The following is a 12,900-nucleotide window of genomic DNA, read 5'->3' as shown; positions in this document are numbered from 1 at the left end:
TTTACTCTTTTGATGTTGAGATTAACACTTGTACAATGATGAACTTTACACGATGCATAGAAGAATCTCAACGCTTAGCTGTAGAATAAAGTAAAGTCTTCGTACCTTTGCGCTTTAGAAATGATATGAAAATGATTCAAATAGGAAAATACAATACCTTAACCATATTAAGAGATACCAAAGTAGGTTTGTTTTTGGGCAATCCTGAGCAAGATCCAGAAGGTAAATATGATATTCTTTTACCAAACAAATATGTTCCAAACGAATTTGAAATTGGAGAGGAATTGGTTGTTTTTGTGTATTTAGACCATGAGCAACGTCCGATAGCTACTACCTTAGAACCTTATATTTTATTGAATGAATTTGCTTTGTTAAGAGTGAACTACATTAATCAAGTAGGAGCTTTTATGGATTGGGGAATGGAAAAAGATATTTTGGTTCCTTTCAAAGAGCAAGCGCGTCCTATGGAAAAAGGAAAACGCTATTTGGTGTATTTGTATATGGATGAAAAAACGAATCGTTTGGTCGCTTCTAGTAAAACAAATCAATTTTTGAGTAATGATGTGCTTACAGTTGAAAAAGGAGAAGAAGTAGATTTAATCGTTTCTCATATTACAGAAATTGGAATTAACGTAATCATCAACGAAAAACATAAAGGATTACTTTATAAAGATGAAGTGTATGATGATGCTATTCGAACTGGGGACAGAATGAGAGGCTACATCAAAAATATTCGACCTGATAATAAGATTGATGTATCACTGCAAATTCAAGGCTATCAAAACATTGAACCCAATGCTGAAAAGATTTTGAATGAATTAAGAGCAAGTCGCGGTTTTTTGCGTTTGAATGATAATTCTCATCCCGAAGACATTAAAACGGTTTTGAAGATGAGTAAAAAAACATTCAAAAAGGCTATTGGGGCGTTGTATAAAGAAAAAGTAATTGAGATTAAAGATGATGGAATTTATCTTGTTCAAGAATAATCCCAATAATAGAAGATAAAAAAAAGGCTAATCGATATACGGTTAGCCTTTTCTCTTTTGATGACACGTTTGTCTTCAAAAAGGATGCATTCTTGAGGTATTAGTATCACCTGAAAAACAACAGTTTTTAACATAAATAAACTGCTTATAATAGATTAACTTAAGTGTAAAATACCTGTTGAATGTTTTGTCTTTAAATGGAATTTTCGATTGGTTCAGAATAATAGAATTAACCTTGCAATAAAACCATTAGTCTTTATATATATTGTAAGGATTCGATTTCAGTTAAACTCCCTTATTTCTTTTAGGCAACCGAATTGAAAACACTTAGTGTTGACTGTAGGTGCTACTATTATGTTCTAATATACTTTGCAAACGAATCAACCATTTGCTCATTCTTAGTTGAAGTTGATTTCACAATCTTTTCCATCAAAAAATGAGCGACATTTTTTTTAAATAATTTCAAAAGTTTTCATTTTTTAAGGTTAATAATTCAGTGAAAAAACTCGTGCTAATCCAAACTCAAAAAAAGAAGTACAACCTTGATTAGCAATGACTAAAAGTACTCATTTTTTTAGTTAGTGTTTGTTAAAAAACTGAATTTCTAAACAAATTTAACACTTCAAAAAGATTCGTCAGATTAGGATTATCAAAGCTTATTCAATAAGAATAGTTTAAAATAGAAAAATGCTTTATTTTTACACTAAAATTTAAAATTGTAACTAATGGAATGGATTACCGCTAGAGAATTTGAAGATATCACGTATAAAAAATGTAATGGTGTAGCCAGAATTGCTTTCAACAGACCTAATGTTCGCAACGCTTTCAGGCCCAAAACAACTTCCGAATTATATCAAGCCTTTTATGATGCACAAGAAGATACTTCTATTGGAGTAGTCTTGTTATCTGCTGAAGGTCCTTCTACTAAAGATGGAGTATATTCGTTTTGCAGTGGAGGAGACCAAAATGCAAGAGGTCATCAGGGCTATGTGGGAGATGATGGTCAACATCGTTTGAACATTCTAGAAGTACAACGTCTAATCCGTTTTATGCCAAAAGTTGTTATTGCGGTAGTACCAGGATGGGCAGTTGGTGGAGGACACAGTTTACACGTAGTTTGCGATATGACTTTAGCTAGTAAAGAACATGCTATTTTCAAACAAACGGATGCCGATGTAACGAGTTTTGATGGCGGTTATGGTTCAGCGTACTTAGCCAAAATGGTAGGACAGAAAAAGGCCCGTGAAATATTCTTTTTAGGACGCAATTATTCTGCTCAAGAAGCTTTTGAAATGGGAATGGTCAATGCTGTGATTCCTCACGACGAATTAGAAGAAACGGCTTATCAATGGGCACAGGAGGTATTAGCAAAATCACCAATGGCTATCAAAATGCTAAAATTTGCTATGAATCTAACCGATGATGGTATGGTGGGACAACAAGTCTTTGCAGGAGAAGCCACTCGTTTAGCCTATATGACCGAAGAAGCAAAAGAAGGTAGAAATGCATTCCTAGAAAAACGCAAACCAAATTTCGAAAAAAAATGGTTGCCTTAAAAGTTTATAGTTGTTCAATGGTTTAAATTTGTTTGAAATAGTTTAAGGTTGTTTAAAATTGTTTAATAGAGAAGATTTTACATTATTTTTTAAACCTTTAAACAACTTTAAACCTTGTAAACTATCTTAAACTTTTAAACATTTTAAAAACAAAAAATAAAAAATGAAACACTGGATTCAAGCCGCACGATTAAGAACTTTACCATTATCCGTATCGGGAATAATTGTGGGGAGTATGTATGCCTTAGCGCATCCAACAGAAGCTATTTTAACACCAACCGAAGTATTCAATTGGTCTATTTTAGGCTTTGCTTTGCTTACTACTTTGGGCTTACAAGTTTTATCAAATTTTGCCAACGATTATGGAGATGGCGTAAAAGGCACTGATAACGAAGATAGAGTAGGGCCAAAACGAGCTATTCAAAGCGGAGTGATTTCTGCCCCAGCGATGAAACGTGCTATAATCATCACTTCAATACTAACGCTTTTATCAGCTATCACTTTAATTTTTATTGCTTTTGGAGATACCAATTTTGTGTATTCCTTGTTCTATTTAGTACTTGGGATTTTGGCTATTGCCTCAGCTATCAAATATACGGTGGGAACTTCGGCTTATGGGTATCGCGGATACGGAGATGTTTTTGTGTTTATATTCTTCGGTTTGGTAAGTACGCTTGGGGTCAACTTTTTGTATTCTAAACAATTTGATTTCGATTTGTTTTTGCCCGCAATTGGCATCGGATTATTGAGTGTTGCAGTGCTTAACTTAAACAATATGCGAGACGAAGCCTCGGATAGAAAATCTGGAAAGAATACAATCGTGGTACAAATGGGCGGTGAGAAAGCCAAAAAATACCATTATTTCCTAATTATCTCTGCAATGTTAGCGTTTGTTGTCTTTGCTTTGCTCAATAATTTTAATATCGATCAATACTTGTTTTTAGTAGCCTATTACCCTTTGCTAAAACATTTGGATACGGTGAAAAAAAACACCAACCCTAAAGAATTAGATCCTGAATTAAAAAAAGTAGCCTTAAGCACGTTTTTACTTTCTGTGCTTTTTTCATTGTGTATGATTTATTTCTTTTCAGACGTTATTGTGAATACTTTTATGGGTGGCCGATAAAAGGCTTCTTCCAATCTTTCAATTTTTAATTATTAAATTATTAAATTATGAAATGAGCATGATGCAATATTGGTCGCAAAAACCAATGATGATATGCGAATTACATACGACCGATAAAAAACAATAAATATCAACTTATGAAAATTACATTCTACGGACACGCTTGTATCGGAATTGAAGTGGCAGGAAAACATATTTTGGTAGATCCATTTATCACCGGAAATCCCAAAGCTAGCCATATAAATATAAATGAACTAAAAGCAGATTACATTTTGATTACCCATGCTCATTTTGATCATATACAAGATGTAGAGGCTATTGCTAAGCGCACGGACGCTGTGATTGTCTCTAATTGGGAAATTGCTAATTATTATGGTGCTAAAGAACTAAAATTCCACCCTATGAATCACGGTGGAAGCTGGACTTTCGATTTCGGAAAAGTAAAGTACGTGGCAGCGGTTCACTCAAGCGCCTTCCCAGACGGAACTTACGGAGGCAATCCTGGTGGATTTGTAATCGAAGGAGAACACAAAAACATCTACATCTCTGGCGATACAGCACTAACTATGGATATGAAATTAATCCCAATGCGCACCAAACTAGATTTGGCGATTTTCCCAATTGGTGATTGCTTCACGATGGATATAGAAGACGCCATTATTGCTTCAGATTTTGTAGAATGTGATAAAGTCTTAGGCTGTCATTTTGATACTTTTGGTTTCATCGAAATCAATCACGAACAAGCCATCAAGAAGTTTTTCGACAAAGGAAAAGACCTGATGCTTTTATCCATTGGCGAGTCGATAGAATTATAGTTATTTGATATAGTAAGAGTTAGGAGCTGTTTCCTGCTGTCCACTATATCTTTACTGCCGAACCCCGGCAGTAAAGGATGCCGTTCCCATCAGGGCTAGGGTCTAGTGCATTCATCACGCTTTGTTTTTATATTTTAATACTATTTGCTCGTTGAGTGAAATTCTAATAAAAAATAATATGATTGTCCGTAACTTATACCAACCAACAGTCTAAATATTGACAATATACTTTGCGTCTCTGCGCCTTTGCGTGAAATTGGGCTCGCAAAGTCGCGAAGACGCAAAGATCAGAAAGGATTATATTTGTGAAAAACATTCAACAACTAATTTATTCTGTGAAATGGTACTAGTCACGGATAGTCATAAATAATAAACCACATAGGATCATAGAAAAATGCTAATCCGCTAAAGAATCAATAGAAATAGGATAATTTTTCGCATAGAATAGCTATGTGAAGAGTAAAACGGCTATTGATTACTTTTAAAAAGAATAATAAATTCTATGTTTCTATGTGGTTAAAAAATATGCCATTGGATTATGATTAAAAAAACATTCCTTTTACTTTTTACAGTACTTTGTTGTTCTCCCTCACTTCTAGCTCAAAAAACGGGCTATTGGGACAAAGAAAGAGCTACTTCCAAAGAAATTATCGTTTCCGCAAGAGACCGAATTATCATCAAAACAGAAGACTTACCTACTGGAACAACCGAAGTCGTGTATCGCATTACTTTACTAGACGAAAACCAACAAATGGCGGGAAGTTTGGTTTCGGTACTAAAATCCATTCCAGACCCTACTGGAATTAGTCAAGGTTCTGCGGGTGCGGTATTTATCTTGTCCAAAATCTCTGGCGATGATAAATGCCAATACGCTATTTTTTCTTCAAATAGTGCTGCTACAACCTATCAAAAAACAGGAAGTACCACAGAGGCTTGCTTCATACAAGAAACCCCTTTGAGTAAAGACGCCAAACGTTTATCGACCGACAAATCAACTTGCTTGCAATCCAATGCCATTTGGTTTGGCTTCGAAAGCAAGAATTGGATTATGAAGCAAAAAATAGTGTTAGAGGTTGTGCCTTGGGTCGATTATAAATTGAGCCGTGGCTGGAGCGCAAGCAACCGAAAAAACATTATCGAGCAATGCAAAACTTCCACAATGGCTCAAAAAATGACCAATTCGGACGACTTTTGTGTTTGTGTTTTAGACAAAATCCAAAACAAATACACCCACACTGAGTTTCAAAAGCTATTAAAAGAAGAACGTAACAAAGCCTATAAAGATTTTGGCAACAGTTGTTTTGGTGAATCTAGCGTGTCTAATACAACCTATGCTGACGCAAGAAAGCAGGCGAGCCTATTAGCCAAACAAGGGAAACACGGCGAAGCTATCACCAAACTTAAAATGATTATCAATGATGGCAAAGGCAAAGTGCAAGATTATAATGCCATTGGAACCAGTTATTTGCTAACCAAGCAATACGGCAAAGCCATTAAATTTTTGCAAGACGGCGAGCGCTTAGACGATACTGAGTTGTTGATTAAGTTGAATTTAGCCCACGCTTATTTATTAAACGACAACTACAAATCTGCCAAAGCGATTTACAAGAAGTACCAAAATCAAAATGTCACCGATAGTTTGAGTTGGGTTGAAAAGACCAAAGTAGATTTCGAAACCTTTCAAAAACTAGGAATTAAATCTGATGATTTTGATAAAGTATTGAGTTTATATGATTAAAAATATTCTATTGTTGGAACTCGGATGACACGGATTAAAGGGATTTTTAAATTAAAACAAGTGGAAATTAGCGGAGTACCTTTTATTTGTTTTTCATCATCAAAATTGAAGCTAGTAAGATTGTAAAAGAATAATTCTACAAACTTTTTATAACATACCATTTTGAAAGCAACCTATCACAAATACTTACTTGATTTTAAACGTCCCTCAGGAACGTCACGAGGCGTTATGACCACTAAGGAAACTTGGTTTCTGTTGTTGGAAGAAGATGGAAAATGGGGAATAGGAGAGTGCGGGATTCTTAGAGGTTTAAGTGCCGATGACCGTCCTGATTATGAAACCAAATTGCAGTGGGTTTGCGAAAATATTCATTTAGGAGAGCGCGCTTTGTGGGAAGCTTTATTGGAATTTCCTTCTATTCAATTTGGGGTCGAAATGGCTTTTTTGTCGCTCAAAAGCGAAAATCCATTTTTACTTTTTCCATCAGATTTCACCAATGGTTCTCAATCTATAGTGATAAATGGACTTGTTTGGATGGGCGAACCTTCGTTTATGAAAGCCCAAATCGAAGAAAAAATTGCACAAGGTTTTAGTTGTATAAAACTCAAAATAGGAGCTATTGATTTTGAAAAAGAGTTGGAATTATTAGCATATATACGTACTCATTTTTCACAAGATCAAATAGAAATTAGGGTTGATGCTAATGGTGCTTTTTGTTTAAATGAAGCTTTATCTAAACTAATTCAACTCACTGGTTTTGAATTACATAGTATTGAGCAGCCAATAGCTAAAAACAACCATGACACTATGGCAGAGCTATGTAAAATCACTCCATTTTCTATTGCTTTAGACGAAGAATTAATTGGTGTGTTTTCTCTTAATGATAAAGAGCAATTGTTGCAAAAAATTCAACCACAGTACATCATTTTGAAGCCTAGTTTTATAGGTGGTTTTAGAGGAACTCTAGAATGGATAACTTTGGCTGATAAATATAAGATTGGCTGGTGGATTACCTCGGCTTTAGAAAGTAACATTGGCTTGAATGCGATTGCGCAATGGACATACCTTCAAAATTCAAAAATGCCTCAAGGTTTAGGAACTGGAGCTTTGTATACCAATAATTTTGATTGTCCTTTGGAAGTCGAAAAGGGGCAGCTTTGGTATAGAAAAGATTCAGTTTGGTATTTTGATAAAGCTATTTTTTCATAACTAAATACTTCAAATGATAGAAATCGAAAGAAAATTTTTGGTAACCTCCACTGATTTTATAACACAAGCTTTTGCTCAAAATAGAATTGCACAAGGCTATATTAGTAAAAATCCTGAGCGAACCGTTCGTGTGAGAATAAAAGGAGATAAAGGTTTTTTGACCATCAAAGGAAAAGGCAATGAAAGTGGTTTGTCTCGTTTTGAATGGGAAAAGGAAATTCCAGTACAAGAAGCACAGCAATTGATGCATTTGTGCGAGAAAGGTACAATTGATAAAACACGCTATGAAATACAATCCGGAAATCACGTCATTGAAGTTGATGTTTTTTATGGGGACAATGAAGGCTTAATAATAGCGGAAATAGAATTATCATCTGAAACAGAAACTTTTCTTAAACCTGAATGGTTAGGAGATGAAGTTACTAATGATGCTCGCTATTACAACGGTTATCTGAGTGAGCATCCGTTTAAAAACTGGTAATTTAATTGGAATTATTTTATGTAGGAACTACCCCTCTTTAAGGGGTAGTTTTTTGTTTTTATAGTTGTTGTTTTTCGTTAATATGGTCAAAAGTGGTTGTTTTTTAGGTGTTTGAAAATTTATCAACAATTTTTACAACTACAACGTTTAAGTTGAGTATAATATAAAAATATTGCTTAAAAAAAGGGAGTTGTGTAAAAAACTATGTTAAAAATTAGTAATTTCATAAAAAATACACACTTATTAACCAAAAATTAACCTACAAAATGAAAACAAAAATTACTTTACTTTTAGTACTGTTTTCTTGTTTTATTACCAGTCTTTTTGCGCAGAACGTCGCAAATGGAAGAGAGGTAATGATACAAGGATTTCATTGGACAACCGATGCGTCGACCACGAAATGGTATGACGTAGTAAAAAACAACGCAGGCAATTTGCAAAGTGCAGGTTTTGATGCTATTTGGCTTCCTCCTCCAAGTAAATCAACAGGCGGGATGGGCTATATTCCAACCGTTTGGTATGATTTGAATAATGCTCAAGGGACACAAGCCCAATTAGTTGCTTTGATTACTGAACTACACAATAAGAATATAAAAGTTCTTGCTGATATCGTGGTTAATCACCGAGGAGGAACTTTAGGATGGTATGATTTTTCTACTCCTTCTTGGAATACCCCAGCCGAAACTTGGTCTATTTGCAATAATTCTAATATTAGTGCCTCTGGTCAAAAAGGAACTGGAAATCCAGATTATGATCCTGTTCAAGCGGGTTTAAAATCTCCTGGAACAACAGGTTTATTTTCAGCAGCAAGAGATTTGGATCATTCCAATGTGGAAGTGAGAAACGGAATCAAAACTTGGATGCTTTGGTTGAAAAATCAAATTGGTTTTGATGGCTGGCGATATGACTTTGTTCACGGCTATGATGGAAAATACATTAAAGAATACAACGATGCAACCTCACCTTATTTTTCTGTTGGGGAATTGTTAGAAGGTGACCGAAATAGAATTGTGAAATGGTTGGATTACACAAAAGGAGGTACCAATACAGCTTCTTCTACTGCATTTGATTTTGCGACTAAAAAAGCTTTACAAGACGCCTTCAATGATAATAATTTAAGTTATTTAAAAGATGGGGCTGGTAAGGCTTCTGGTTTAATTGGGGTTTGGCCAGATAAAGCGGTTACTATGTTGGATAATCACGACACAGGACCAGTACCTTATGGTCAGGATTTATGGATTTTTCCAGGATCTAAAGTGTTGAATGGTTATGCCTATATTTTAACACACCCTGGAACGCCTATGGTTTGGTGGCCACATTATTTCGATTGGGGTATCAGAACAGAAATCGACAAAATGATTAAGTTGAGAAAAGACAATTTATTAAGTAGTACTTCTACTTTGAATATTGTTGCTGCAACTAACAATCTTTATGCTGCTATTATTGACGATAAAGTAGCAATGAAATTAGGTTCTGATAATTGGTCTCCTTCAGGGACAGGTTGGACATTAAAGATTTCTGGTAATAATTTTGCTATTTGGGATAAATTGGGAGCTGTTGATGTACCAAGCCTTACGGTAAGTCAAGTTGGAGGATTTTTTACAACAGGAACAACAGTTACTACTACTTTAACAGCTAACAATCCGACCTCTACAATATACTACACACTAGATGGTACAACACCAACAACCGCATCGCCATCAGCTGTTGGTTCGATTACACTTTCAATAAATGCTACTAAAACGCTTAACGCTTTTGTTAGAAATACTGCGGGAGTTAACTCTGCAATTAGAACAGAGACTTATACTTTTGGTACGTTACCAACATTTACAGTATATTTCAAAAAACCAGCAAATTGGAATGCTGCTGTAAAAGTATATTATTGGTCTCCAACAGGAACAGCACCAGCAGTGATTTGGCCAGGTATTGCTATGACCAAAGATTGTGGAGATTGGTACAGCTATACATTCCCATCAACAGTTAGTGCTTCTAATTTATTATTCAATGATGGAACATTAAAAACAGCTGATTTAACGGCAACAGCAGGAATCAGATATTATGACGGTGCTTGGTTAGCAGGAGAACCAGCGAATCGTTGTCCAAGTATTGCCCCAGATGTAACTATTTCGCCTGTTGGAGGAACTTTTACAACAGGTTCTACTGTGAATGTAGAAGTTAAGGCTAATGAAACCACATCTACTGTGTATTATACGTTAGATGGAACTACGCCAACTACAGCTTCTGCATCGGCAATTGGGACAAAATCACTTGCGATTACAGCCAATACGACTTTAAAAGCAATCGCGGTTAATACAACTGGAGTTAGTTCCACTGTCAAAACAGAGACTTATACTTTTGTTACACCAACTACATTTACAGTATATTTTAAAAAACCAGCTAACTGGAATGCTGCTGTAAAAGTATATTATTGGTCTCCAACGGGTACAGCACCTACAGTGACTTGGCCAGGTATTGCTATGACCAAAGATTGTGGGGATTGGTACAGCTATACATTCCCATCAACAGTTAGTGCTTCTAATTTATTATTCAATGATGGAACATTAAAAACTGCTGATTTAACGGCAACAGCAGGAATCAGATATTATGATGGTGCTTGGTTAGCAGGAGAACCAGCGAATCGTTGTCCAAGTATTGCCCCAGACGTAACTATTTCGCCTGTTGGAGGAACTTTTACAACAGGTTCTACTGTGAATGTAGAAGTTAAGGCTAATGAAACAACTTCTACTGTATATTATACGTTAGATGGAACTACCCCAACTACAGCTTCTGCATCGGCTATTGGAACAAAAACACTTGCGATTACAGCCAATACGACTTTAAAGGCAATTGCGGTTAATACAACTGGAGTTAGTTCCGCTGTCAAAACGGAAACCTATACTTTTGTTACGCCAACAACGTTTACAGTTTATTTCAAAAAGCCAGCAAGTTGGAATGCCGCTGTAAAAGTATACTATTGGGGTACAACAGGAACAGCACCAACAGTTGCTTGGCCAGGAGTTGCTATGACCAAAGATTGTGGAGATTGGTATAGTTATACTTTCCCATCAACAGTTAGTGCTTCTAATTTATTGTTCAATGATGGAACGCTAAAAACAGCTGATTTAACTGCAACCGCAGGAATTAGATATTATGATGGTGCTTGGTTGGCTGGAGAGCCAGCGAATCGTTGTCCTGTTCAAACAACGTTGACCGTTTATTTTAAACCTCCAACAAATTGGACAACAACACCAAAAATTCATTATTGGAATGCTGTACCTGCTGGAAGTGTTACAAATACAACTTGGCCAGGACTTAATATGACTTTGGATGCTAATGGTTTCTATAAATATACAATTGTTGGACCTACATCAGTAAATATTATTTTTAATAATGGCTCTAGTGGAACAGCAAATCAAACACCAGATTTGTTAAACAAGACGGATGGGTTTAGTTATGTTTGGGGTTCAACCCAAAAAACACCAACAGTAAAAAATACAAGTACTACTAATGAAATTATAGTTTATCCAAATCCAGTGCAACAAACATTACAACTGTCTTCTGCATCAAGTGTTTTAAGATATAGCGTGATTTCTACTCAAGGGTCTGTAGTATTAGAGGGAACTTTAAAAGACAGTACTATAGATATGACAAGTTTAAGTGCCGGAATGTATTTTGTGAAATTACAGCTTGATAATGGTGAAGAGGTATTTCATAAAGTTGTAAAAAAATAGTTTGCCTTATTTTTTTATGCAAAGAGCTCAAAGTTAGTATAACGATGAGCTCTTTTTTTTGTTTGTCTTATGAAAGTAATTTTCTTAGCCAAAATCCAACCAATAGTCCTATTCCAATTAGAAGCGAGAATAAATAGAAGATTGTGATTTCATGGGTTAACCCCAAAAGTATTGGGCCAGCAAAAGCTGCAGCAGACCATGCGGTTAAAATATAACCAAAAACCTGCCCATAATTATCGGCTCCGTAGATTGATTTTACAAATGATGGCATCGTTGAAAAACCAGCACCATAACCAGCTATTATGATATAAGTGACAATTTGAAAGGAGGTGCTATTGGCGGCCACAAAAGGAATAAGTGCAAAACAAATCATATTGACAGTCAAAAAGATCATGAAGGTGGACCAACAACCAATTCTGTCTGAAATACTAGACCAAAACAGACGGCCTAAGCCATTGAATAGTCCTATGATAGCAACAAATAAAGTAGCTTGAGTAGTTGTCATTCCAATAACTTCTTCTCCTAATATTGCTGCTTTTGAAATTATAGCAATGCCACCACAAACATTTAAAAAGAGTAGTAACCATAGTGCAATAAAACGCTTGTCTTGAATGATTTCTCTTGCTGTCAATATTGTAGAATGTTCTTTTGAATTGTTTTCTATTGAGGGGTTTGCTAAATAAAAAGCGCTTAATAACATACAGATTCCATATACAATGCCTAAAATTAAAAAAGCATTCGATAAACCAACGGAGGTATACAATGGGGTTATGATAAAAGAAGCCAACAAAGATCCTAATGCAAATGACATAATTATTATTCCAGATGCTAGTCCGGGTCGATCTGGGAACCATTTTACTACAGTATACACCGGCACCACATACCCAAATCCTAAGCCTATACCTTGTAGCACACCAAAAGTTAAGTAGAATAGTTCAATAGAAGCCCATTTTACAGCGAAACTGCTTCCAATCAAACCGATTATCATAAAGATTGCTCCAATGCTACCTGCTTTGGATGGGCCAATTTTCTGAGCAAATTTACCCATAAATGCTGCGGTAAGTCCAAGGAAACAAATGGCTAAACTAAAAGAGGTTTTGGTATCGTGAGCATCCCAATTCAATTCTTTGGATAAAGGTTCTATCCATTTACTGTAGGCATAGATTGAGCCTATTGACAGTTGCATAATCATTCCTGCAACTACCATTAAGTATTTATTATTTGACATTGTATATAATTGTTTTTGAAAATTTTATTG

General features: G+C 35.4%; 9 protein-coding genes. 8 read left to right on the top strand and 1 reads right to left on the bottom strand.

Annotated features, from left to right (window positions below; genetic code table 11):
- Nucleotides 1-131: 131 nt before the first annotated feature.
- From ACZ1AQ_RS02505 to ACZ1AQ_RS02470, 8 genes are all read left to right on the top strand, one after another.
- Complete coding sequence (locus tag ACZ1AQ_RS02505) at nucleotides 132-986, top strand: CvfB family protein (protein WP_489631374.1); 855 nt, start codon at nucleotides 132-134, stop codon at nucleotides 984-986.
- A gap of 725 nt (nucleotides 987-1,711) precedes the next feature.
- Nucleotides 1,712-2,542, top strand: coding sequence for a 1,4-dihydroxy-2-naphthoyl-CoA synthase (locus ACZ1AQ_RS02500; protein WP_024982521.1), 831 nt, complete (start codon nucleotides 1,712-1,714; stop codon nucleotides 2,540-2,542).
- 163 nt (nucleotides 2,543-2,705) lie between these two features.
- Nucleotides 2,706-3,668, top strand: a complete 963-nt coding sequence (gene menA / locus ACZ1AQ_RS02495; protein WP_489631373.1) for a 1,4-dihydroxy-2-naphthoate octaprenyltransferase — start codon at nucleotides 2,706-2,708, stop codon at nucleotides 3,666-3,668.
- 137 nt (nucleotides 3,669-3,805) lie between these two features.
- Nucleotides 3,806-4,483 carry a metal-dependent hydrolase gene (locus ACZ1AQ_RS02490; RefSeq protein WP_315140567.1) on the top strand — a complete coding sequence of 226 codons (678 nt, stop codon included), beginning with the start codon at nucleotides 3,806-3,808 and terminating at the stop codon, nucleotides 4,481-4,483.
- Nucleotides 4,484-5,021: 538 nt separating this feature from the next.
- Nucleotides 5,022-6,221, top strand: a complete 1,200-nt coding sequence (locus tag ACZ1AQ_RS02485) for a tetratricopeptide repeat protein (RefSeq protein ID WP_489631372.1) — start codon at nucleotides 5,022-5,024, stop codon at nucleotides 6,219-6,221.
- Between the two features lie 162 nt (nucleotides 6,222-6,383).
- Complete coding sequence (locus ACZ1AQ_RS02480; protein WP_489631371.1) at nucleotides 6,384-7,430, top strand: o-succinylbenzoate synthase; 1,047 nt, start codon at nucleotides 6,384-6,386, stop codon at nucleotides 7,428-7,430.
- 13 nt (nucleotides 7,431-7,443) lie between these two features.
- Nucleotides 7,444-7,911: a CYTH domain-containing protein gene (locus ACZ1AQ_RS02475; RefSeq protein WP_489631370.1), complete on the top strand. Its 468-nt coding sequence runs from the start codon at nucleotides 7,444-7,446 to the stop codon at nucleotides 7,909-7,911.
- Nucleotides 7,912-8,177: 266 nt separating this feature from the next.
- On the top strand, nucleotides 8,178-11,642 hold the full coding sequence (locus ACZ1AQ_RS02470; protein ID WP_489631369.1) for a starch-binding protein: 3,465 nt from the start codon (nucleotides 8,178-8,180) through the stop codon (nucleotides 11,640-11,642).
- Between the two features lie 67 nt (nucleotides 11,643-11,709).
- On the opposite strand, the gene ACZ1AQ_RS02465 is transcribed toward ACZ1AQ_RS02470, so the two are convergent.
- Nucleotides 11,710-12,870, bottom strand: a complete 1,161-nt coding sequence (locus ACZ1AQ_RS02465) for an L-lactate MFS transporter (protein ID WP_489631368.1) — start codon at nucleotides 12,868-12,870, stop codon at nucleotides 11,710-11,712.
- Nucleotides 12,871-12,900 lie beyond the last annotated feature (30 nt).

Source organism: Flavobacterium sp. UM26 (assembly GCF_057922445.1).
Note: the sequence above shows the minus strand (reverse complement) of the source record. Positions and strands in the feature narration are given on the sequence as shown.

What these genes read in the sequence shown, in the direction of transcription:
- ACZ1AQ_RS02505 (WP_489631374.1), top strand. Translation starts at nt 132, where the DNA reads ATGATTCAAATAGGAAAATACAATACCTTAACCATATTAAGAGATACC.
- ACZ1AQ_RS02470 (WP_489631369.1), top strand. Translation starts at nt 8,178, where the DNA reads ATGAAAACAAAAATTACTTTACTTTTAGTACTGTTTTCTTGTTTTATT.
- ACZ1AQ_RS02485 (WP_489631372.1), top strand. Translation starts at nt 5,022, where the DNA reads ATGATTAAAAAAACATTCCTTTTACTTTTTACAGTACTTTGTTGTTCT.
- ACZ1AQ_RS02490 (WP_315140567.1), top strand. Translation starts at nt 3,806, where the DNA reads ATGAAAATTACATTCTACGGACACGCTTGTATCGGAATTGAAGTGGCA.
- ACZ1AQ_RS02475 (WP_489631370.1), top strand. Translation starts at nt 7,444, where the DNA reads ATGATAGAAATCGAAAGAAAATTTTTGGTAACCTCCACTGATTTTATA.
- menA (WP_489631373.1), top strand. Translation starts at nt 2,706, where the DNA reads ATGAAACACTGGATTCAAGCCGCACGATTAAGAACTTTACCATTATCC.
- ACZ1AQ_RS02500 (WP_024982521.1), top strand. Translation starts at nt 1,712, where the DNA reads ATGGAATGGATTACCGCTAGAGAATTTGAAGATATCACGTATAAAAAA.
- ACZ1AQ_RS02465 (WP_489631368.1), bottom strand. Translation starts at nt 12,870, where the DNA reads ATGTCAAATAATAAATACTTAATGGTAGTTGCAGGAATGATTATGCAA.